Annotated in this window: 19 protein-coding genes; 13 read left to right on the plus strand and 6 right to left on the minus strand. The window is 69.2% G+C overall.

The features are described from left to right. Position 1 precedes the first annotated feature (1 nt). Positions 2 to 1,312, minus strand: a complete 1,311-nt coding sequence (locus E6C70_RS00550; protein ID WP_136421241.1) for an O-antigen ligase family protein — start codon at positions 1,310 to 1,312, stop codon at positions 2 to 4. 37 nt (positions 1,313 to 1,349) lie between these two features. Continuing rightward, complete coding sequence (locus E6C70_RS00555; protein WP_136421243.1) at positions 1,350 to 2,528, minus strand: acyl-CoA dehydrogenase family protein; 1,179 nt, start codon at positions 2,526 to 2,528, stop codon at positions 1,350 to 1,352. Positions 2,529 to 2,655: 127 nt separating this feature from the next. Here E6C70_RS00555 and manA point away from each other — a divergent pair, with 127 nt between their 5' ends. Further along, positions 2,656 to 3,876 carry a mannose-6-phosphate isomerase, class I gene (gene manA, locus E6C70_RS00560; RefSeq protein WP_136421244.1) on the plus strand — a complete coding sequence of 407 codons (1,221 nt, stop codon included), beginning with the start codon at positions 2,656 to 2,658 and terminating at the stop codon, positions 3,874 to 3,876. Between the two features lie 89 nt (positions 3,877 to 3,965). Here the strand turns inward: manA and E6C70_RS00565 are convergent, their stop codons facing one another. Beyond that, positions 3,966 to 4,922, minus strand: coding sequence for a GlxA family transcriptional regulator (locus E6C70_RS00565; RefSeq protein ID WP_136421246.1), 957 nt, complete (start codon positions 4,920 to 4,922; stop codon positions 3,966 to 3,968). Positions 4,923 to 5,007: 85 nt separating this feature from the next. Here E6C70_RS00565 and E6C70_RS16575 point away from each other — a divergent pair, with 85 nt between their 5' ends. The 5 genes from E6C70_RS16575 to E6C70_RS00585 all read left to right on the plus strand — a co-directional run bounded on the left by E6C70_RS16575 (position 5,008) and on the right by E6C70_RS00585 (position 11,397). After that, a complete protein-coding gene (locus tag E6C70_RS16575; protein ID WP_168770825.1) occupies positions 5,008 to 5,160 on the plus strand; it encodes a hypothetical protein in 153 nt (50 codons plus the stop codon). 86 nt (positions 5,161 to 5,246) lie between these two features. Beyond that, positions 5,247 to 6,224 carry a UDP-glucose 4-epimerase GalE gene (gene galE / locus E6C70_RS00570; protein WP_136421248.1) on the plus strand — a complete coding sequence of 326 codons (978 nt, stop codon included), beginning with the start codon at positions 5,247 to 5,249 and terminating at the stop codon, positions 6,222 to 6,224. Between the two features lie 176 nt (positions 6,225 to 6,400). After that, complete coding sequence (locus tag E6C70_RS00575; RefSeq protein ID WP_136421250.1) at positions 6,401 to 6,724, plus strand: WhiB family transcriptional regulator; 324 nt, start codon at positions 6,401 to 6,403, stop codon at positions 6,722 to 6,724. Between the two features lie 115 nt (positions 6,725 to 6,839). Beyond that, positions 6,840 to 9,974 (plus strand): glycosyltransferase, encoded by a 3,135-nt coding sequence (locus E6C70_RS00580; protein WP_136421252.1) that lies wholly within the window; start codon positions 6,840 to 6,842, stop codon positions 9,972 to 9,974. Continuing rightward, complete coding sequence (locus E6C70_RS00585) at positions 9,964 to 11,397, plus strand: DUF5719 family protein (RefSeq protein WP_136421254.1); 1,434 nt, start codon at positions 9,964 to 9,966, stop codon at positions 11,395 to 11,397. Before E6C70_RS00580 ends, E6C70_RS00585 begins: the two co-directional genes overlap by 11 nt. 4 nt (positions 11,398 to 11,401) lie before the next feature. On the opposite strand, the gene E6C70_RS00590 is transcribed toward E6C70_RS00585, so the two are convergent. Beyond that, on the minus strand, positions 11,402 to 11,845 hold the full coding sequence (locus tag E6C70_RS00590; RefSeq protein ID WP_136421256.1) for a metallopeptidase family protein: 444 nt from the start codon (positions 11,843 to 11,845) through the stop codon (positions 11,402 to 11,404). 44 nt (positions 11,846 to 11,889) lie between these two features. On the opposite strand from E6C70_RS00590, the gene E6C70_RS00595 reads away from it, so the two are divergent. Together E6C70_RS00595 and E6C70_RS00600 are read left to right on the plus strand one after the other, a co-directional pair. Next, positions 11,890 to 12,108 (plus strand): DUF3499 family protein, encoded by a 219-nt coding sequence (locus tag E6C70_RS00595; protein WP_136421258.1) that lies wholly within the window; start codon positions 11,890 to 11,892, stop codon positions 12,106 to 12,108. After that, positions 12,105 to 13,523 (plus strand): phosphomannomutase/phosphoglucomutase, encoded by a 1,419-nt coding sequence (locus E6C70_RS00600; RefSeq protein ID WP_207670000.1) that lies wholly within the window; start codon positions 12,105 to 12,107, stop codon positions 13,521 to 13,523. Before E6C70_RS00595 ends, E6C70_RS00600 begins: the two co-directional genes overlap by 4 nt. On the opposite strand, the gene E6C70_RS00605 is transcribed toward E6C70_RS00600, so the two are convergent. Continuing rightward, positions 13,510 to 13,785, minus strand: a complete 276-nt coding sequence (locus E6C70_RS00605) for a helix-turn-helix transcriptional regulator (RefSeq protein ID WP_136421262.1) — start codon at positions 13,783 to 13,785, stop codon at positions 13,510 to 13,512. The genes E6C70_RS00600 and E6C70_RS00605 overlap by 14 nt on opposite strands. A gap of 87 nt (positions 13,786 to 13,872) precedes the next feature. Here E6C70_RS00605 and E6C70_RS00610 point away from each other — a divergent pair, with 87 nt between their 5' ends. The 5 genes from E6C70_RS00610 to E6C70_RS00630 all read left to right on the plus strand — a co-directional run bounded on the left by E6C70_RS00610 (position 13,873) and on the right by E6C70_RS00630 (position 20,370). Then, entirely contained in the window at positions 13,873 to 14,367 is a 495-nt protein-coding gene (locus tag E6C70_RS00610) for a pyridoxamine 5'-phosphate oxidase family protein (RefSeq protein WP_136421263.1), read from the plus strand. A 138-nt stretch (positions 14,368 to 14,505) separates the two neighbouring features. Then, positions 14,506 to 14,922 carry a DapH/DapD/GlmU-related protein gene (locus tag E6C70_RS00615; protein WP_168770826.1) on the plus strand — a complete coding sequence of 139 codons (417 nt, stop codon included), beginning with the start codon at positions 14,506 to 14,508 and terminating at the stop codon, positions 14,920 to 14,922. A gap of 62 nt (positions 14,923 to 14,984) precedes the next feature. Beyond that, positions 14,985 to 15,962, plus strand: coding sequence for a magnesium/cobalt transporter CorA (gene corA / locus E6C70_RS00620; RefSeq protein WP_136421271.1), 978 nt, complete (start codon positions 14,985 to 14,987; stop codon positions 15,960 to 15,962). 80 nt (positions 15,963 to 16,042) lie between these two features. Further along, positions 16,043 to 19,792, plus strand: a complete 3,750-nt coding sequence (locus E6C70_RS00625; RefSeq protein ID WP_136421273.1) for an ATP-binding protein — start codon at positions 16,043 to 16,045, stop codon at positions 19,790 to 19,792. A gap of 332 nt (positions 19,793 to 20,124) precedes the next feature. Next, positions 20,125 to 20,370 (plus strand): hypothetical protein, encoded by a 246-nt coding sequence (locus E6C70_RS00630; RefSeq protein ID WP_235833213.1) that lies wholly within the window; start codon positions 20,125 to 20,127, stop codon positions 20,368 to 20,370. A gap of 200 nt (positions 20,371 to 20,570) precedes the next feature. Here the strand turns inward: E6C70_RS00630 and mscL are convergent, their stop codons facing one another. Beyond that, the gene (gene mscL, locus E6C70_RS00635) at positions 20,571 to 20,993 is read right to left on the minus strand and encodes a large conductance mechanosensitive channel protein MscL (protein WP_136421274.1); all 423 of its coding nucleotides are present in this window, start codon (positions 20,991 to 20,993) and stop codon (positions 20,571 to 20,573) included. Positions 20,994 to 21,030: the final 37 nt, after the last annotated feature.

The following is a 21,030-nucleotide window of genomic DNA, read 5'->3' on the forward strand; positions in this document are numbered from 1 at the left end:
CTCAGGGAATCCGCTCGGCCGATGATTGCGACCGCTTGGTGATGAGGCACAGCGTCACGAGAGTGATCCAACCGCCCTCGATGAGGATGCGGCTCTCGGCGAGGCTCTGGGCCAGCAGCGCCGCCATGAGCAGAACGGGAACGAGCGTGATGGCCGCGTAAGGCTCGTCCGTTGCCAGGCCATGCCGCGGTCGGTCGATGGCCGTGAACCAGGATCGCCAGAGAGTGGACACGATGAGGGCGCCGAACACGACGACCCCGACGACGCCAAGCTGGAACCAGACGTCCAACCACGCGTTGTGGGCCTGCAGGTACACGACGCCTTTGCGCTCGGCCAGATCCGAGAAGGGGTGGACCCACGGCGCCCAATAGCTCACCCAGCCCCAACCGAATGCCGGTCTCTGCTGAGCGAGGTGGATGACGGCGCTCCAGATGTCGAATCGCCCCGTGAAGTCCTCGCTCTTGCCGAACAGCTTGAGGATGACCGGAAAGAGGGCGATGCTGGCGCCGACCACGACGACCACCGTGCCGAGAGCGGTCAAGTAGATGGGGCGTCGGCCATCCGGGTTCGCGCGCCGCGCCCAGAGGACGAAACCGACGGCGACGGCCACCACGACGGCAGCGAGGATGACGGTGGCCGAGCGGGTGAGGAGGAACACGGCGACGGCGACCACCAACCAGAAGATGCCCCAGAACCGTCTCACCGACTTCGCGGCCAGCTGGACGGCGAAGATGATGAGGGCGAGAAGGGCCACGAAGCCGAGGAGGTTGCGATTGCCCACGATGCCTTCAATCGGCCCTCCGTGGAGCAGTAGCGCCCGCGACCAGTAGAACGCCTTCGGGTACGGCGGTTCCCCGTACTGCGATGCGTCGAAGAAGAACGGGAGGATCGGACCACTGACGGCAGCGGTCCAGAACTCGAAGGCGAGGGAGAGGCCGAGGATCCAGCGCAGCGCTACGCCGAAGGTGCGCACGAGCTCCGCCCAGCTGAGGCAGAGTCCGAGGAAGACCCCGGCGAGTGTCGTAACGATGAGCACGCCCGCGCCCGCGGCTGAAGCGCCCGGGTAGAACGACCACGCGATCGAGACGACCGCGAGCAGGAGGAACGCGACCAGGCTCTTCGGAACGCGACGCCAGGCCATTCGTGGGCGGAGCAGGATGATCGCGACGACCACGGCGACGGCGAGCAGGCCGTCGACGACGCCGAAGCCGATCCAGCCGAGCAGGTTGCGCACGAACTGGCCGGCGAACCCGACGAACATGACGAGCACTGCGAGCAGCCGCACGAGGAGGCGGGAGCGCGGCGACGTCATGCGCTCAAGCGTACTGGCGATAGATCGGGCCGCCTGATCAGACGAACGCGGCCTTCCCCGTGATCGACCGGCCGACGATGAGGGTGTTCATCTCGCGGGTGCCCTCGTAGGAGTACAGCGCCTCCGCATCCGCGAAGAAGCGGGCGACCTTGTAGTCGAGCACGATGCCGTTGCCGCCCAGCACCTCGCGCGCCAGCGAGACGGTCTCGCGCATCTTCGTCGTGCAGAACGCCTTGGCGAGGGCGGAGTGCTCGTCGCGCTGCTCGCCACGGTCGAGCATCTCCGAGACGCGCACGCACATCGCGATGGACGCGGTGATGTTGCCGAGGCACTTCACCAGCAGGTCCTGGATGAGCTGGTGCTGACCGATCGGCTTGCCGAACTGCACGCGCTCGCGCGAGTAGGCGACCGCTGCCTCGTAGGCGCCGACCGCGACCCCGACGGCGGCCCAGGCCACCTCGGCGCGGGTGAGACGGAGGACGGATGCCGTGTCCTTGAACGTGTTCGCGTTCGCCAGCCGCAGACGCTCCGGCACGCGCACGTCCTCGAGGGTGATGTCGGCGTTCTGCACGGCGCGGAGGCTGATCTTGCCCTCGATCTTGGTGGCGGTGTAGCCCGGGGTCGAGGTCGGCACGATGAAGCCCTTGACCTGTCCGTCCTCCGCATCCTTCGCCCAGATGATCGTCACGTCGCTGAAGGTGGCGTTGCCGATCCAGCGCTTGGATCCGTTCAGCACCCACTCGTCTCCGTCACGCGTTGCGACCGTGCGGAGGCCCTGCGCGCTGTCCGACCCGGACAGCGGCTCGGTCAGGCCGAACGCGCCGAGAACCTCGCCGGTGGCCATCTTCGGCAGCCACTCGTCGCGCTGCGCCTGAGAACCGCAGACCGAGATGGAGCCCATCGCGAGGCCGTTCTGCACGCCGACGAATGTGCTGACCGATGCATCGACGCGAGCGAGCTCGAGGGCGACGAAGCCGCGGAAGACGGCGGAGTTCTCGAACGGCGTAGTCTCGGCCCACGAGTAGCTCATGACGTGGTGCTCGGCGAGCTTGGGGATCACCTGACTCGGGAATTCCGCACGCTCCCAGTAGCCCGCCATGATCGGGCTCACCTCGGTCTCGAGGTAGCTGCGGAGGTCGGCGATGGCCGCCTTCTCCTGGTCGGTCAGCGCCGACTCGAAGCTGTAGAAGTCGCTGGCGAGGTTCTCGAAGGTCATGATCGCTCCTGTGCGTGGTGCGACCCCCGTCGAGCGGGGGCCGAGGTCTTTGCCAGCGTACGCCGCGGCATCCGGCGTGGGCACCCGTTGGTAGTTTGGACGCAATCCCACCGGCGATAGGACCCGCATGTTTGTACCCATCAGCAACGTTCCGCGCGACTACGCCTGGGGGTCGACAACGGCGATCGCCGACCTGCTCGGAACGACGCCGTCAGGCGCGCCCGAGGCCGAACTGTGGCTCGGGGCGCATCCCGGTTCTCCCAGCCGCATCGTCGGGGGAGAGCCGGCGCCCGACCTCGTGACATTCATCGCCCAGAACCCGGATGCGGCGCTCGGTTCCGCATCCGTCGATCGCTTCGGACGGCGTCTGCCCTTCCTGCTCAAGGTGCTCGCAGCCCAATCGCCCCTGTCGCTACAGGCGCATCCGACCACGGAGCAGGCTCAGGCGGGATTCGAGCGTGAGAACGCGGCCGGTCTCGCGGCAGATGATCCGACGCGCAACTATAAGGACGCCTTCCACAAACCCGAGCTGATCGTCGCGCTGAGCCCCACCTTCGACGCGCTCTGCGGGTTCCGCCCCGTGCACGAGGCCCGCGACATCGTCAAGGAGCTGACCGTGCTGGGTCGAGCGGACTCCCCCGATCCGACCGTGTTCGATCCGTTCTGGGAGCGGCTTTCGAGCGCCGACCCGATGCGGAACGCCGTCGAGTGGCTGCTGCGGTCGGGGCGGGAGGGTGGCGACGTGGATGCGCTCGTCGAGCGGGTGGTCGCTCTCGCCGCAATGGCACAGCCGCATGATCGCTTCGCCGTGGAGTTCGCAACGGTCGGCACGCTCGCCGCCGCCTACCCGGGAGACCCCGGCATCGTGCTCTCGCTCCTGCTCAACCACGTCACCCTGCGCGCGGGCGAGGCGCTCTACCTGCCGGCCGGGAACATCCACGCCTACCTGTCCGGCCTCGGCATCGAGCTCATGGCGGCGTCCGACAACGTCCTGCGCGGGGGTCTGACCCCGAAGCACATCGACGTCGACGAACTGCTCGACGTGCTCGACTTCAACCCGGTCGTCGACCCGCGGCTCCGTCCCGAGCACCCTGTCGACGGGGTCAGCGTCTTCCGCCCGGACGTGCCCGACTTCGTGCTCTACGAGGTCGAGGCGACGGATGCGGGTGCGCGCGTGCCGCTGGAGGGTGCGACGATCGCGCTGTGCACCGCCGGGAACGTGGAGATCGCGGGCGCTTCGGCATCCGCCCGCCTCGCTCGCGGAGAGTCGGTCTACATCACCCCCGATGAAGCCGCGCTGTCCCTCTCAGGCGCCGGAACGGTCTTCGTGGCGACCGTCGGGAGCTGATCACCTCCCAAGATCGCGAGATCGCAGGTTCTGCGGGTGGGCGTGCGCTAGCACCCACAGGAAGTGCGATCTCGGTGCGACGGCCCGCGTCAGGCGAACTGGCGAGCGCCGAACGTGCGTCGGTAGGCCGTCGGCGTCGTCTGCAGCACCTTGAGGAAGTGGTGGCGCATGACGGCCGCGCCGCCGAACCCGCACTCGCCCGCGATCTCCTCGAGGGACATGTCGCTCTCCTCCAGCAGTTGCTGGGCGCGCAGCAGTCTCTGGCGGTTGAGCCAGGCGGTCGGCGTGGTGCCGAGTTCGGCGCGGAACCGGCGCGCGAAGGTGCGTGACGACATCAGCGCCTTGCGGGCGAGCAGGTCGACCGACAGGTCCTGGTCGAGGTGCGCGAGCATCCACTCGGTCACGACGGCGAACGAATCGCTCTTGCACTCCACGACCGGCGTCTGGATGAACTGGGACTGTCCGCCGTCGCGCTGCGGCGGGACCACCATGCGTCGGGCGACGATGTTGGCAGCGGATGCGCCCAGTTCCTTGCGCACGACATGCAGGGCGGCATCGATGCCCGCCGCCGTGCCTGCTCCAGTCACGACCTTGCCGTCCTCGACGAAGAGGACATCGGGGTCGACCTCGACGTCGGGGTACAGGCTCGCGAGCTTGTCGGTGTACATCCAGTGGGTCGTGGCGCGACGCCCGTCGAGGATTCCCGCCTCGGCTAGGAGGAACGCGCCGCTGCAGACGCTCAGCACCCACGCACCGCGCGCCTCGGCCTCACGGATCACGCGGAGGATCTCGGGATGAGCGCTGCCGTCGCCGAGGTATGCAGGAACGGCGATGAGGTCGGCGTCGGCGGCCGTCTCCAGTCCCTCGTGCACCACGATGTCGAAGCCGAGCTTCATGCGCACTGGCCCGGGCTCTGCGGCGACGACGTGGAACTCGAAGGTCGGTCCTCCGTGCTCGGTTCGGTCGATGCCGAACACCTCGCAGATCACGCCGAACTCGAACGGAGCCATGCCGGGAATGGTGAGGCAGACGATCTTCTGCAGCATCGGTGCTCCTTTTTGGCAGGAAGAGGTCGAGTGGCGTCCACTCTGCCACTGGCGGCGGGATGTTGCAAACCGTAGATTTACTGCCATGACCGCTTTCGTTCTCATCGCACTCGCGATCCTCGTCTTCTGGGGAGTGATCGCATCGATCCTGAGCCTCGACAGCGACGGCTACGGCCGCCCCGAGATCAGCGATCGCACCCGGCACGCCCAGAACGCCGTCCGCTGGGACGCCCGCTGACGCACCGTCCGCCACGAGCCGGCGTCTGCAGCGCTCGATAGTCTGACGGAGGCGCGGGCTCGCGCCCGGACGACGAGGAGCGGTCGATGGCGTGGTTGGTGACGGGCGGGGCCGGATACATCGGATCTCACATCGTGCGGGCGTTCGAGACTTCTGGAACCGACGTGGTGGTGATCGACGACCTCTCGAGCGGGCACCGCGACTTCGTGACGCCCGACGTCCCGTTCTATGACGGTTCCATCCTCGACGGCGGCCTGCTGAGGCGCATCGCGGCGGAGCACGACCTCGCCGGCGTCGTTCATGTCGCCGGGTACAAGTACGCGGGTGTCTCGGTCAAGCGGCCGCTCCACACCTACGAGCAGAACGTGACGGGCACGGCATCCGTCCTCTCGGCGATGGCGGACGCCGGTGTCGGCAACATCGTGTTCAGCTCGAGCGCGGCCGTGTACGGCACGCCCGACACCGACCTCGTCACCGAGCAGACGCCCAAGAGCCCCGAGTCGCCGTACGGCGAGTCCAAGCTCATCGGCGAATGGCTGCTGCGCGACCAGTCCGTGGCGGTCGGCCTCGCCCACACCTCATTGCGGTACTTCAACGTCGTCGGCTCCGGAGCCGAGGACCTGTACGACTCGAGCCCGCACAACCTCTTCCCGCTCGTCTTCGACGCTCTCCTCGACGGACGGACGCCGCGCATCAACGGCACTGACTATCCGACGCCCGACGGCACCTGCGTGCGCGACTACATCCACGTCTCTGATCTGGCCGACGCGCACCTCGTCGCCGCGCACCGTCTCGAAGCGGGGGAGGCGCTCGAGCCGGTGTACAACCTCGGCAGCGGGGACGGCGTCTCGGTGGGCCAGATCATGACGGCGATCGCGCGCGTGACGGGGATCGACTTCGAACCCGAGGTCGGTCCGCGCCGCGCCGGCGATCCGGCACGGATCGTGGCGTCGGGCGAGCTCGCGACCCGCGACCTGGACTGGCGGATGCGGCACACCCTCGACGACATGGTCGCGAGCGCATGGGCCGCTCGCCAAGCCGCCGACCCCCGCGAACGGGAGTGACCCGGTCTGGGGATTGCGTCGAAGGCCGATCATCGGCGGCGACACGCGGCGCGGCGCAACCCTCCACGGGTTATTGAGGGTTTACGATTTGCGACTTGACTCGGGCGAGTTACAACGGTGTAATTACATCAAGACACGCGGTCGGAGCCTGTCGGAGCAACTGGGTTGGAGACGGTATGAGCACCAACGGATATCGTTCGGGAGTCCCTGAGGACTGGTTCATCGATCCGGTTCGGCTCGGCGTTCCCGGTGTCCGTCAGCCGGCCGTCGATGACGACAACCCGCTGTCCTGGCAGACCGACTCGCTCTGCGCTCAGACCGATCCGGAGGCCTTCTTCCCGGAGAAGGGCGGATCGACGCGCGACGCGAAGAAGATCTGCGCCTCGTGCGACGTGCGTGCCCAGTGCTTGGAGTACGCCCTCTCGAACGACGAGCGCTTCGGCATCTGGGGCGGACTGTCGGAGCGCGAGCGCCGCAAGCTCCGCAAGCGCGCCGTCTGATTCGCAAACGCCCTGGCGTGTGACGCGAACGGGGTGCGCCGCATCCGTCACGGATATCGGCCACGCCCGGCAGCGCTGAGCGGCGTGCGCACGGCGCCAACTTAGGCTGCATCCGATGTCTTCGAGAGTTACCGCCATAGTCGTCGCCCGCAACGGCGCCGAGCATCTTCCGCGAACTCTTGCGGCGCTCGCCGCGCAGACCCATGCGCCTGATGCCATCATCGCCGTCGACTGCGCGTCCACCGACGGAAGCGCCGAGCTGCTTGCCGCGATCGGCCCCACCCACCTCGTCTCGGCGGGGGAGGAGTTGGCATTCGGCACGGCGGTCGAGGCCGCCGTCCGCGTGACGGAGCCGCCGACCACGGATGGCGAACTGCTCTGGCTGCTCGCGCAGGACAGCGCACCGGCGCCCGACGCCTTGGCCGCCCTCGTCGCCGCTCTGGAGACCGCTCCGTCGGTGGCGGTCGTCGGGCCGAAGGTCATGGACTGGGACGACGACCACACCATGCGCTCGTTCGGTGCGTCGATGAGCCAGTACGGCGCAGCCGTGCCGATCGTGGCCGACGAGCTCGACCAGGGCCAGCGCGACGTGCTGAGCGACGTGATGGCGGTCGCTCCCGCGGGCATGCTCGTGCGGCACCGCGTCTGGGAGACGCTCGGCGGGTTCGACGCAGCGCTTCCCGTGGCCGACGACGCCCTCGACTTCTGCGTCCGCACCCGTCTGGCCGGGTATCGCGTGTCCCTCGTTCCGGCCGCGCGCGTCACCACCGCGGGAGACGGCGTCGCGGGCCCGCCCACCTCGAACCGCGGACGGGTGCGTCGACGCCGGGCTCGCCTCGAACGCGGAGCACAGTTGCACCGCCGCTTCGCCTACGCACCGGCCCTCGCGCTCCCCGTTCACTGGCTCTCGCTGCTGCCCCTCGCCGTGGCGCGAGCGGTGATCGCCCTGCTCGGCAAGCAGCCGGGCCTCATCCTCGGAGAGTTCGCCGCAGCGTTCCGCACCATGTTCTCGGGCATCCGCACCGGAACTGCACGCCGCAGCATCGCGCGGACGCGCACCATCAAGTGGGCGGCGCTCGCGCCCCTGCGCGTGTCACCCGCCGAGATGCGTCGTCGGAGGGCGCTGCTGCGGGAGGCGCGGGTCGCCCGAGCCCGCGGCGCGCGCAATGAGGTCGGCTTCTTCACCACCGGCGGCGCCTGGACCGTCCTCGGCGCCGCCGTGCTGGGACTCGCCATTCTCGTTCCCCTCTTCGGTGCAGCCTTCCTCGGAGGCGGCGGAATCTCGCCCCTCTCGGCCACGCCCGCCGCGCTCTGGCAGAACGTGGCGTATGGATGGCGCGACATCGGCGTCGGTTTCGTCGGAGCCGCCGATCCGTTCGCCGCCGTCCTCGCCGTGCTCGGCTCGCTCACCTTCTGGGCGCCGTCGCTCGTCCTCTTAGTGCTCTGGTTCGCTGCCCTGCCGTTGGCCGCTCTGGGCGCCTGGTTCGCCGCCACGCGCATCACCGAACGCGGCAGTCTGCGTGCGGTCGCCGCCGTCCTGTGGATGCTCGCCCCGCCGTTCCTCAGCGCGCTCGCCGACGGTCGGCCGGCCGCCCTCATCGCACACCTCCTGCTGCCCTGGCTCGTCTTCGCCGCTTTCGCCGCGCCGCGCTCGTGGTCGGCGGCGGCCACGTCGTCCCTGCTGTTCGCCGCCGTGGTCGCGTGTTCGCCCTCCCTCGCGGTTCCGCTCATTGTGGCCTGGGTCGTGCTGCTGGTCACCAGCGGGCGGGGGATCTTCCGGGTGATCGGCATCCCCATCCCGGCCATCGTGCTCGTGCTGCCGTTGGTGTGGAACCAACTCGCTCGGGGAGCCTGGCTCGCGCTGATCGCCGATCCCGGCATCCCCCAGCCCGCGCCTCCGGCCTCGGTCTGGCAACTGCTGCTCGGCTTCCCGTCCGGCCGATTCGGTGGCTGGGACACCGCGATCGGCTGGCTGCCGTTCGACGGCGTCACGCCGCAGCTGCTGGTCCCGATCCTGCTCGCGCCCCTCGCCATCCTCGCGATCGTAGGCATGCTGCTGCGACGATTCCGCGTCGCAGCGTTCTCCCTCGGGCTGGCACTGCTCGGCTTCGCCACCGCCTTCGCGACCACTCTCATCGCCGTCGCCTCCACCGGTGACCAGGTCGTGCCGGTGTGGGCAGGCAGTGCCCTCAGCGTCTACTGGCTCGGCATCATCGGAGCGGTCGTAGCCGGTCTCGGTGGCATCAGCCGGCTGGCGCTGCTGCCCGCCATCGCCGCCGTCGTGCTGTTCGCCATCGCCGTCACCCCGTTGGCGTTGGCCATCCCGCGCCACGAGGCGCAGGTGACGGCCGGCAGCACGCGCTCGCTCCCCGCCTTCGTCACGGCAGCGGCCTCGACGGATGCGCGGGCCGGCACCCTCACGATCATCCCGCAGCCGGATGGCGGCATCCGCGCCGACCTGGAGCGCGGCGCAGGCACCACCCTCGACGACCAATCGACCCTCGCGTCGACCGACCAGTCCCTGAGCGGCGAGCAGCGCGACCTCGCCACCCTCGCCGGCAATCTCGCCTCGCGGAGCGGCCTCGACGCGAGCGCCGACCTCGACGACCGCCGCATCCGCTTCATCCTGCTCGCGCCGACGGCCACGATGCCCGGTGCCAAGGCCACGGCCGAGGCGACCACCACGGCGCGTCGTGCAGCGGCCTCCCTCGATCAGAACAACCTGCTCGTTCCGGTCGGACGCACCGAGTACGGCACTCTCTGGCGGGTAGACACCGACGAGAAGAAGGCCGCGACAGCGACCATCCCGCCCCACGCGGGCGACTGGTTCGGTGACGTCTCGCTGCTCGTGATCGCCATCGTGTTCGGCATCGCGTTGCTGCTCTCGATTCCTACCGGCGTCGGGCGCGAGGTACCGGCTGGCAGTCGCCGGCGCGGCATTGTCGTCCCGGCCAGCCCGGTCGAGGAGTCCTTGGTGGCGGGCGATCCGCACGAGTCGAGCGGCGACGACATCGTGCAGCCCGAGGGCGAGACGGCGCTCGTCGTCGCGACACCGGATCCGGCGCCACCCCTTGCGCCTCCGGCGACCGAGGTGCGCGATGAGGCCGACGCGCCAGACGAGGTGGTCGTGGTCGACGGGTCGGGAACGGCGGTCGTCGAACACCCCGACCCCACCGATCCAGAACCGGTCGACGAACCGGACGCGACGCTGGCAGAGGACACCGAGAAGGGAGACGACGATGGCCGCTAGGCGAACCGCTGTCATCGTCGGTGCCCGCGTGATCGGCGCCGCCGCCGCCGTCGCCGTCGGCGTGTCCGCCGTCGCCGCGGCGGCGCTCGTCACGTGGCCCACCTCATTCGTTTCCCCGGTCGCCGATCGAGTCGTGCCGGTTCCGACCGCGGCGGAACGCGTCTGCCCCGGCCCGTTGCTCACCCTCGCCCAGGACTCGGCGGCGGCAACAGCGGTCTCATCACTCGGATCACCCGACGTGACCGCCATCTCGGGCGCCGGTCAGGCCGACCCCGAGTCGACCGTCCTCACCTCGCCCGACGATCCCCAGGCGGGCGACGATGGAGCCGCACGTGTCCTGCGCGTGGAGGCGGGAGACAAGGGAGCGCCGCTCGTCGCCGGCAGCCAGTCGCAGGTCGCCGCGACGGAGACGGATGCCGGGCTCGCCGCGGCATCGTGCGTCGAGGCCGGATCCGACTCCTGGCTGGTGGGAGGCTCGACCGACATCGGCCGCACCAGCCTCGTGCTGCTGACCAACCCCTCCGCCGTCCCTGCGACGGTCGATCTCGCCCTCTACGGCGAATCCGGTCCCATCGAGGCACCCGGGTCGACGGGCATCCTCGTGCAGCCCGGGACGCAGAAGATCATCTCGCTCGCGGGTCTCGCCCCTGACGTTCTCGCGCCCGTGGTGCATGTCTCGAGCACCGGCGGGGACGTCGCGGCCGCCCTGCAGTCGTCCATCGTCCGCGGACTCGAGCCGGGCGGCATCGACGTGGTCGGCCCGACCGCCGCGCCCGCGACCGAGGTCGACATCGCTGGCGTGGTCGTCGCGGCAGCGGCAGGCGCTGACGCGGGGGACTCGGACGCCGCCCCGGGCGACGACAAGGCCGCGCTCCGGCTGCTCGCCCCCGGCTCCGGCGCGACCAACGCGACCGTGAGCGTGACGGGCGAGAACGGAGCCTCGGGGACCTCCTTCTCCGTCCACCTCGAGCCGGGCGTCGCCGTGGACGCTCCGTTGGCGGCACTCCCGGCCGGCGCCTACACCGTTCGGGTGCGGGCGGACGAGCCGGTCGTCGCAGCGGCGCGAACGGCTGTGCAGGGCGCGGACGGTCGGGACATCGCGTGGTTCGCCGCATCCGTTCCACTCGGCAGGGCCGACACGGTCCTCGCGGTGGCGGATGGACCATCGCCGAGCCTCCACCTGTGGAACACGGGATCCACCGACGCGGCCGTGACCCTGTCGAGCCCCAAGGGCGACGTCGACGTCGCCGTGCCCGCAGCGAGCGCCTTGGCCGTACCGGTCACGGCGAGCACCGGGTATGGCGTCTCGGGTGCGGGAGGGCTGATCGCGTCGGTCAGTTACACCTCGACGTCGCAGCTGGCGTCGTTCACGCTTCTTCCCCCCGGTCCGCTCGCTGCGCCCATCACGGTGTACACCCGCTGAGCGGTCAGATGTCGCGGTAGCGGTCAGGATCGAGGTCCCACGGGTCCTTGCCGATGAGCTCGGCCACCGCGCGGAACACGCAGCCCTCCACCATCATCCGCATGTGCAGCTCGTCGTTGCGGTGCAGCTTGCTCATGCGCTGGATCGGCAGCCGGAAGAAGATGATGCGGCGCTCGTCGATGAGCACCTTCCACCGGTCGACGTGGTCGCCGTGGAGTGCCTCCTGCGGCGCACCGGCCACCTCGAACTTGACGTCGTCGAGCTCGGGCCAGATGCCGCGCAGGTACTCCGCCGTCGACGAGATGGTCACGTCGAACGACTCGATGCGATCGCGCACCGGAGGCAGGTACGGTCCGGTCACGGCCGAGCGCATGCCCCGACCATGACGGTCGAGGATGCCGCGACGCCGCGATGCGGTCGGGCGCGCTGAGCGGCGGGATCGGGGCATGTCGACATCCTATTCCGGGCGCCGGCGGGTACTCTGATGCCGATATGAACAGGCCGTGCTCCCGCGTCGCGTGCTCCGACGAAGCCGTCGCCACCCTCACGTACGTCTATGCGGACTCGATGGCCGTCCTGGGTCCGCTCTCGCTCAGCTTCGAGCCCCACAGCTACGATCTGTGCGCCCGTCATGCCGAGAGACTCTCGGCTCCGCAGGGCTGGCAGGTGATCAGGCACCAACTCCTCGGTGAGGTAGGTTGGGGCGCGTGAGCGCCACTGATTCCCTCTCCGCCATCGTCAAGACCTACGACGTCCGAGGACTGGTCGGCTCGCAACTGACGGCCGAGGTCGTCGAGGCAGTCGGAGCGGCTTTCGCCGACGAGGTGCGCGCAGCCGGAAGCGAGATCGTGGTCGGTCACGACATGCGCGACTCCTCCCCGGAGTTCGCCGCCGCCTTCTCGCGCGGCGCTCGCAAGCGGGGGGCGGATGTCGCCGCGATCGGCCTCTGCTCGACCGACGAGAGCTACTTCGCCTCGGGCTCCCTGGCTGCCCCGGCCGCGATGTTCACGGCGAGCCACAACCCGGCCACCTACAACGGCATCAAGATGTCACGGGCTGGAGCGCGGGGCATCTCCCTCGACACCGGCCTGGCCGCCATCCGCGACCGCGCCCTCGGTTATCTCGCCGACGGCATCCCCGAGACGGCGGATGCCGGCACCGAGCGTCCCCTCGACGTTCTAGGCGACTACGCGGCCTACCTGCGCTCCCTCGTCGACCTCTCCGGCATCCGTCCGCTCAAGATCGTGGTGGATGCGGGCAACGGGATGGGCGGACTGACCGTCCCGGCCGTCCTCGGCACGGCCGCCGGGTTGCCGGCGCTGCCCCTGGAGATCGTTCCCCTCTATTTCGAGCTGGACGGGACGTTCCCGAACCACGAGGCGAATCCGCTCGAGCCGGCGAACCTCGTCGACCTGCAGAAGGCGGTCGTCGAGCACGGGGCCGACCTCGGCCTGGCCTTCGACGGCGACGCCGACCGCTGCTTCGTCGTCGACGAGAACGGCGAGGCCGTCACTCCCTCGGCGATCGCGGCCATCGTGGCATTGCGCGAGATCACCCGCGTGCGCGCATCAGGGGAGACCGGCGAGATCGTCGTGCTGTACAACCTGATCTGCTCGCGCATCGTGCCCGAGACGATCGAGGCGGCCGGAGCTGTCGCCATCCGCACCCGCGTCGGTCATTCGCTCATCAAGGACGAGATGGCCGCGACCGGTGCGATCTTCGGAGGCGAGCACTCTGCTCACTACTACTTCCGCGACTTCTGGGGAGCCGACAACGGCATGCTCGCCGCAATGCACGTGCTGGCCGAGTTCGGCTCGCAGGAGCGACCCCTCTCGGCACTCGCGGCGGAGTTCACGCCGTACGCCCTCTCCGGTGAGATCAACTCGACTGTCGACGACGTGGCCGCGGCCTACACGCGCATCGTCGACGAGTTCGCCGGCAAGGCCGAGTTCGACGAGCTCGACGGGCTGACCGTCACGGGCTTCACCCGCGAGGACGCGCCGTTCTGGTGGTTCAGCGTGCGCCCGTCCAACACAGAACCGCTGCTGCGCCTCAACGTCGAAGCCGGAACGCGCAGCGAGATGGAGCGCGTCCGCGATCAGGTGCTCGCCCTCATTCGGGCGTAGTCGCGTCGGAGTCCTCCGTCGCGGTACCCGCTGCACGCGGACGGCCGCCCCGCGTGTTCCGCGCCTCGATGAGCGGCGCGATCGCTTCGATCTCCTCCGCGAGCCACACCACGCCCCGAGCCAACGGATCGGGCAGCAGCGCGGGCACGCCGCCGGCCGTGCCCCTGTCGTGGTGGGTGAGCCACACGCGCACCGTGGACTCCGAGACGCCGAAGCGCCGCGCGACGTCGGGAACGGTCATGAGCTGCGGGTGGTCGGCCATCCTCGGATGCTATCCCTGTCAACCCCCGCTGCGGGCCCAGCGCGCTCGCCTAGCCTCTGCTGCAAAGCACACGATGAGGGAGGGCCCATGGCCGAGACGACGGAACAGAACCCCGAGCAGCGCATCATCGAGCTGGCACGGAAGATCCCCATCTCGATGCTCACCACCGTCGACGGCGAGGGCAAGCTCGTCAGCCGGCCCATGTCGCCCCTCGAGATCGACGACGTCGGAACCCTCTGGTTCATCGCCGAGCGCGATTCGCGTGACGTCCAGGAGATCACCGTCAACCCGAACGTCGGTGTCACGTTGACGTCCGGCAGCAGCTACGTGTCCCTGGCGGGGACTGCGGAGATCGTCGACGACAGCGCCAAGATGCACGACCTGTGGAACGCCGCCGTCGAGGCGTGGCTTCCTGACGGACCGGACTCGCCCGAGGCCACCCTCATCCGCGTCGACGCCCACTCGGGTGAGTACTGGGACACCCCGGGAGGTCGCGTCGCCACCGTGATCAGCTTCGTCAAGGCGAAGGTGACGGGCACCCGATACGACGGGGGCGAGAACGAACAGGTCGACCTCGGCTGACAGGGGTCTCAGAGTCTGAGAAAGTGCTGAACCCGCTGATGAACACCGGAATAGCGTCCGGGGCGAATGCGTTTTCATCCAGTGACGGGTCCTGTTCCGAAGGACTACCGGGACCCATCGGAAGGCAGGGATGTCTCAGTGAGACGAGTGAATGAAGAAGTCGAGCTCGAGAAGGGCGTCGTCACGAAGTACCGCCGTCACGTGAACGGCGGAGGCTTCGTCTCGCCCAAGGCCCGGGTCGACCAATCGGCGGAGGTCGCATCGACGGCCTACGTCGAGCAGGGCGCGCTGATCTCCCGCGAGGCGTTCGTGGGGGCTGGCAGCTGGGTGGACCGCGATGCCATGATCGGCTCGCACGCGTTCATCGGCGCGAACGTGCACGTCGGAGCCGGCGCCATCATCGGCGACCGGGTGCGCATCGGCAGTCACTGCCGGATCGGCTCGAATGCCCGCATCGTCGCCGGGCAGCACCTCGAGCGCGACATCGTGGTGCCCGATGGCGGGTTCGTGGGACCCGACGGTCCTCACGACACCCGGTACGTCAAGGCCGCCTGAGCGCGGTCATCGCCGCTGCGGGGCTCGTCCGGTCGTAGGCTGATCGCGAGCAGGGGAGCACCATGGCCGTCATCGACAACGCCGTCTATTGGGACGGGGTGCGGATCGCCACGCCGACGAGCCTGGCCGAGACGTTCGAGGCCAAGGACGCTCTCGGCGGCTTCGCCTGGATCGGACTGTATCGACCCTCGTCCGAGGAGCTGGACGAGGTGGCCACCGAGTACGGATTGCACCACCTCGCCGTAGAGGACGCCAAGACGGGCCATCAGCGCTCGAAGCTGGAGAGCTACGGCAAGACTCGCTTCGTGGTGCTGCGACCCGCACGCTACGACGACAGCCACGAGCGGGTCGAGTTCGGCGAGGTAGAGCTGTTCGTGGGCCCCGACTTCGTTGTGACGGTGCGCCACGCCGAGTCTCCCGACCTGCACGCCGTGCGCATGCGACTGGAGGCCAACCCCGACCTGCTCGCTCTCGGCCCGCAGGCGGTGCTCTACGCGGTGCTCGACCAGGTCGTCGACGAGTACTCGCCCGTCATCGCCGGGCTCGAGAATGACATCGACGAGATCGAGGACCAGATCTTCGAGGGCGACCCGGCCGTGTCTCGCCGCATCTACGCGCTCTCACGCGAGGTGACCGAGTTCCAGCGCGCCACCCGGCCGCTTCCGGAGCTGATCGAGCGGCTGCGCGGCGAGCTCGACAAGAACGAGCGGGCGGGCCTCGAGTTGCGCCGTGCGCTCCGGGATGTCGCCGACCACGCCATCCGCATCGCCGAGCGCGGCGAGACGTTCAAGCAGCTGCTCCAGAACGCGCTCACCGTGCAGCTCACACTCGTCGGCCAGCGCCAGGGCGACGAGGTGAAGCGAATCTCCAGCTGGGCGGCGATCCTGTTCACGCCGACCCTCGTCGGCACCATCTACGGCATGAACTTCGACCACATGCCCGAGCTGCACTGGTTCTTCGGGTATCCGTTCGCCATCGCCCTCATGGTGGGCATGGGCTTCGGCCTCTACTTCGCCTTCAAGCGCCGCGGCTGGCTCTGACCCTCGCTGCTCCCGGACCGAGTGGCGAAACTCGCGCCCGCCTCCCCGGGATTGCCCGCCCGTCGACTTAGGGTGTCGGTGTGTGGCGCCTGGATCGTAAGAGTGATGACGAACCGTCGTCGAACCTGCCCCCGCAGCAGGTCACGGCGCCCCATGACCTCTCCACCGGCGAACCGGGGTTGCGTCCGGCGAACATCGCGGAGCCCGCCTGGCAGCGCTGGCGCAGCGAACTGGCCGACGTGGGCGGACGATCGCCCCTGCTCCACTTCGACGACAAGCCGCGCACCCGCATCGAGCTGAGCGTCACCCATCCCGGTGGGCTTCCGCAGTTCATCACGGGCAAGACGGTCCTGCTCTCGAGCCTCATCCGTGACGAACTGGCCCTCCGCAACGCGCGCCTGGCCGCCGGTGCCATCACCCAGAAGGGCATCGAGCTGCGGTCCATGCGCGGCATCGAGAGCGTTCACCTCGGCATCGGACTCGCCCAGTGGCGGTTCGGTGAGGAGGAGTTCCTCGCCCCGCTGCTGCTGCGCCCGCTCGCCATCCGCCGCTACGGTCGCGACTTCGAGCTCAAGCTCAAGGGCGCGCCGTTCCTCAACCCCGAGCTGGCGCACGCGCTCGAGACGCAGTTCCGCATCACGCTCGACGCCGACGCCTTCGTCGCGCTCGCCGTCACCAACGGCGCGTTCAAGCCCCAGCCCGTCATCGACCGGCTGCGCGGGCTCACCTCCCACCTCGCCTGGTTCAACGTCATGCCGCGGCTGGTGGTCTCCTCCTTCGCCGATGTCGGACGACGGATGCTGGGCGACGCATCCGTCCTCGACCACCCGCTGATCGACGCCGTCGCGGGCAATCCGACCTCGCGCGGCGTCATCGAAGGCGGGTTCAACCCGGTGCAGGCGGTGAACCAGGACTCCCGGCCTCCCGCGACGGATGTGCTGCTGCTCGACTCCGACTCCGAGCAGGAGAACGTCGTCGCCCAGATCACCGCGGGCAACTCCGTCGTCGTCAAAACGCTTCCGGGGACCGGCGGCACCCAGACCATCGTGAACGCGCTCGGCTCCCTCATGGCGCAGCACAAGCGCGTCCTCGTGGTCAGCGCCCGACGCGCCACCCTCGACGGCGTCGCGCACCGCCTCGCCCAGGTCGGTCTTCCCGGAGTCGCCGTGAGCGCACGGACGCTACGCCGCGACCTCATCAACGGCATCGGACGCAACGAGAAGGCATCCGCTCCCTCCGTCTCCGACATCGACGACGCCCTCGTCCGACTCCGCAAGGTGCTGCTCGACTACCGTCACGCGCTCACCCGTCGTGAGCCGGCACTGGGGGTGTCTGTGCTCGACGCGCTCGGCGAACTCACCCGTCTCTCGCTGCTGCCGACGCCGCCTGCGACCACCGCGCGCCTCGACCACGACTCGCTCGCCGCGATGGCCCACTCGAGGCCGGCTGCAGCCGAGACCCTCATCAAGGCGGCGACCCTCGGCGAATTCCGCTACGGGCCGGGCGACTCGCCCTGGTACGGCGCATCGTTCTCGTCGACGCAGGAAGCCACCTCCACGCACGATCTGGCCAAGCGGCTCAACTCGATCGAACTGCCTCGGCTCATCGAGCGCGCCAACGCCCTCATCGGCCAGACGCGACTACGGCCATACGAGTCCATCGCCGAGCTCGGAATCTACCTGCGGCTGCTGCTGGAGATCCGCGAGACCCTCGACAAGTTCCAGCCGTCCGTCTACGACCGCTCGCTCGTCGAACTCATCGCCGCGACGTCCAACCGGCGCGACTCTCCTGAGATGTCCGGCGCCAACCGACGTCGCCTCAAGAAGCTCGCGGGGGAGTACCTGCGTCCGGGCGTGCACGTCACCGACATGAACGACGCGCTCCGGCGCATCCAGCAGCAGCGGACGCTGTGGCAGCGCTACGTCGTGGCGGGCAGCACACCGCAGGTGCCGGTGGGTATCGCCGATGTGCAGGTGGCCTACCAGCGCGTGACGGATGACCTCTCGCACCTCGACGGACCGCTCGGGGTGAGCGGCACCAGTCGTCAGATGGCGTCGCGTCCCATCCGCGAGCTGATCTACACCATGTCCGGTCTCGCCGCCGAGAGCGAGGTGCTCGCGAACCTGCAGGAACGGACCGCGCTGCTCGCACGCCTGCGCGAGCTCGGCCTCGACCCCCTGCTCACCGACCTGTCACGGCGTCACGTGCCAGAGGGCGACGTATCGGCTGAACTCGAACTGGCCTGGTGGCAGTCGGCCCTGGAGACGATGCTGGCCTCCGACAAGGCTCTCCTCGGCGCCAACACCACCGTGCTTGATCGCCTGGAGGCGGACTTCCGGCTGGTCGACGAGGCGCACGCCTCGGCATCCGGAGGTCTTCTCGCTGCCCTCCTCGCCGAGACCTGGACCATCGGCGTCGTGGACTGGCCGGAGGAGGCCGACCTCCTGCGTCGCCTGCTGCGCTCCGATCGGACGTCGCCCCTCACGCTCCAGGCGGCCGCACCCCACCTCTCCAAGGTGCTCGCTCCGATCTGGTTGGCCTCCCCGTACGAGGTGGCCGAGATCGGCGACGACATCGTCTTCGACACGGTCATGCTGGTCGACGCCGGAGCCGTCACGATGGCCGAGAGTCTCGGCGCGCTGCGGCGTGGCAAGCAGGTGGTGGCCTTCGGAGACCCGGTGACGCAGAGCCCGTCGCTCTTCGACACGGGGGTGTGGGAGAGCAACGACCTCTCCCGGCGGATCGACGGGGACGAGTTGCCATCGGTCGACGCCCTGCACGCCGACTCGGCGCTCGCGCGGCTCGGTGAGCTGCTGCCCACCCTCACGCTCACGCACAGCTACCGTGCCGGCGGAGAGGACCTCGCCGAGCTCGTCAATCGTCGGTTCTATGCCGGACGCATCGACGCGCTCCCGTGGGCGGGGAGCTTCCTCGGTCACGGATCGCTCGGCTTCCACTTCGTGGTGGGACACGGAATGCCCGACAACGACAGCGGCGCGGTCGAGAGTGTCGACGCCGAAGTGGCCAAGGTCGTCGAGCTCGTGCTCGAGCACGCCGTCAAGCGGCCTCGTGAGTCCCTCATGGTCATCACGGCGAGCTCGCGTCACGCCGTCCGCGTGCATCAGGCGGTTCTGGCGGCGTTCGCCAAGCGCACCGACCTCTCGGGGTTCATCCTCAACGATTCCGCCGAGCCCTTCACCGTCCTCACACTCGAGCAGGCGACGGCGCAGAGCCGCGACCGGGTGATCTTCTCGATCGGGTTCGGGCGCACCCCGCACGGGCGCGTGCTCTCCAACTTCGGCGCCCTCGGAGAGCCGGGCGGCGATCGGCTCCTGGCGGTCGGCATGACCCGGGCACGCCGGGCGATGGACATCGTGTCGTGCTTCCGGGCCGACGACATCGACGACGACCGGCGACGCAACGGCATCCTCGCTCTCGCCCAGGTGCTCGAGCAGATCGACGCGGGCAGCTCGTCGCACGCCGATATCGGCGTATCGGAGGCGATGCTGCGCGATCTGGCTTCTCGGCTGCGGGCGATGGGCATCCGGGTCGATCTCGGACACCGTGGCAAGCTCGCGCTCGCTGCTGCGCACGGCGGCAAGGCGATTGCGGTCGAGACGGATGCCGGCGTCGGTCGGATGAGCCTCCGCGAGTCGCTGCGCCTGCGCCCCGATGTGCTCCGCCGTCTCGGGTGGCACTACCTGCGGGTGCACTCGTTCGAGTTGTTCAGCGACCCGGATGCCGTCGCCCGACGCATCGCCGATGTGCTGGGCGTCACCATCCCTGAGCCGCTGCTCACCGACACGGCGCCCATCAGCCTCCGGGCCTGATTCGGCGGGGTCGACGCGGTCGGCCAGCGCGGTGATGCGCATTATCGCACCGAAGCAAGTTCCGAATGCGCGTTATGGCACTGATGGCCGAGGTGGCCTTCGCCGTCACCAAGCAGCCCGGACGCGGGATGCGCGTTATGGCACCGAGCAACTTCCGGATGCACGTTATCGCACGGCAGCGGGGGCTCATTCGCGCGATGCGCATTATTGCACCGCGGCAATCACCCGATGCGCGCTATGGCACTGACGGGCGACGTGGACGTCGCCGTCACCGAGCTGCGCGAGGCCCCGGATGCGCGTTATGGCACCGCGCGAGGCAGCGGATGCGCGTTATGGCACTGATGCGGGAGGGGGAGCGGCGCTGGGGTCGTACGCTGGAGGCGATGGAGCAACCGGAACGGCCACCCCGGCAGCGCGTGGAGAAGCAGCGCGGCAGGCGAGCGCGTCTCACGCCCGTCGACGGCACTGACACGTCGCCCGAGGCGCCTGTCATCCGTTCGCAGGGTTCCTCGGGGGATGCGGGAAGCGCCGGCCCCAACGACGATCGACTGCGCCGGGAACGCCCGCCGCATTGGTGACGCACCACGGATGAGCGCCGAGCGCTCCGGTGAGTGCCTCCGCTCGGCGCACGCGCCGCACTGGTGATGGCCCGAGGCGATGCGCTCACGCACCGGTGTCCCAGCCGCGAGAGCCCGCCGCACGTCTGATGCCCCGCGGCGGAGCGCTCACGTACTGGTGTCCCAGCCGCTAGCGCCCGCCGGCACCTGGTGAGTGCCGGTCAGTCGCGCGTGCGCCCCTGCGCCTGCAGCAGGTCGCGGATCTCGGTCAGCCGGTCGAGCTCGGTCGCGGCCGCAGCGGCCGGCTCCTCGCCCGCCTTCCGGCGGCGTTCCTGCGCGGCCTTCATCGCGTTGATCGGCATGACGAACACGAAGTAGACCACGATCGCCACGATGAGGAACGTGATGATCGCCCCGACGACGGCGCCGAACTTGACGTGAGCGTCATGACCGTCGAGCCCGGGGATCGTGAGTACGAGCGCATCATCGAGGCTGCTGGCGTTGAACAGCGCGCCGATCAGCGGATTGAAGATGTTAGTGACGATCGAGTTGACGACTGCGGTGAATGCCGCGCCGATGACGACCGCGACGGCCAGGTCGATGACGTTGCCGCGCAGGATGAACTCGCGGAATCCCTTGATCACGGTGCTTTCCCCCAGAGGTAGAAGACGGTACTGATAC

The sequence above is a fragment of the Orlajensenia flava genome, assembly GCF_004801905.1.
Taxonomy (GTDB): domain Bacteria; phylum Actinomycetota; class Actinomycetes; order Actinomycetales; family Microbacteriaceae; genus Orlajensenia; species Orlajensenia flava.

What these genes read in the sequence shown, in the direction of transcription:
- E6C70_RS00550 (WP_136421241.1), bottom strand. Translation starts at nt 1,312, where the DNA reads ATGACGTCGCCGCGCTCCCGCCTCCTCGTGCGGCTGCTCGCAGTGCTC.
- E6C70_RS00555 (WP_136421243.1), bottom strand. Translation starts at nt 2,528, where the DNA reads ATGACCTTCGAGAACCTCGCCAGCGACTTCTACAGCTTCGAGTCGGCG.
- manA (WP_136421244.1), top strand. Translation starts at nt 2,656, where the DNA reads ATGTTTGTACCCATCAGCAACGTTCCGCGCGACTACGCCTGGGGGTCG.
- E6C70_RS00565 (WP_136421246.1), bottom strand. Translation starts at nt 4,922, where the DNA reads ATGCTGCAGAAGATCGTCTGCCTCACCATTCCCGGCATGGCTCCGTTC.
- E6C70_RS16575 (WP_168770825.1), top strand. Translation starts at nt 5,008, where the DNA reads ATGACCGCTTTCGTTCTCATCGCACTCGCGATCCTCGTCTTCTGGGGA.
- galE (WP_136421248.1), top strand. Translation starts at nt 5,247, where the DNA reads ATGGCGTGGTTGGTGACGGGCGGGGCCGGATACATCGGATCTCACATC.
- E6C70_RS00575 (WP_136421250.1), top strand. Translation starts at nt 6,401, where the DNA reads ATGAGCACCAACGGATATCGTTCGGGAGTCCCTGAGGACTGGTTCATC.
- E6C70_RS00580 (WP_136421252.1), top strand. Translation starts at nt 6,840, where the DNA reads ATGTCTTCGAGAGTTACCGCCATAGTCGTCGCCCGCAACGGCGCCGAG.
- E6C70_RS00585 (WP_136421254.1), top strand. Translation starts at nt 9,964, where the DNA reads ATGGCCGCTAGGCGAACCGCTGTCATCGTCGGTGCCCGCGTGATCGGC.
- E6C70_RS00590 (WP_136421256.1), bottom strand. Translation starts at nt 11,845, where the DNA reads ATGCCCCGATCCCGCCGCTCAGCGCGCCCGACCGCATCGCGGCGTCGC.
- E6C70_RS00595 (WP_136421258.1), top strand. Translation starts at nt 11,890, where the DNA reads ATGAACAGGCCGTGCTCCCGCGTCGCGTGCTCCGACGAAGCCGTCGCC.
- E6C70_RS00605 (WP_136421262.1), bottom strand. Translation starts at nt 13,785, where the DNA reads ATGGCCGACCACCCGCAGCTCATGACCGTTCCCGACGTCGCGCGGCGC.
- E6C70_RS00610 (WP_136421263.1), top strand. Translation starts at nt 13,873, where the DNA reads ATGGCCGAGACGACGGAACAGAACCCCGAGCAGCGCATCATCGAGCTG.
- corA (WP_136421271.1), top strand. Translation starts at nt 14,985, where the DNA reads ATGGCCGTCATCGACAACGCCGTCTATTGGGACGGGGTGCGGATCGCC.
- E6C70_RS00630 (WP_235833213.1), top strand. Translation starts at nt 20,125, where the DNA reads ATGGCACTGATGCGGGAGGGGGAGCGGCGCTGGGGTCGTACGCTGGAG.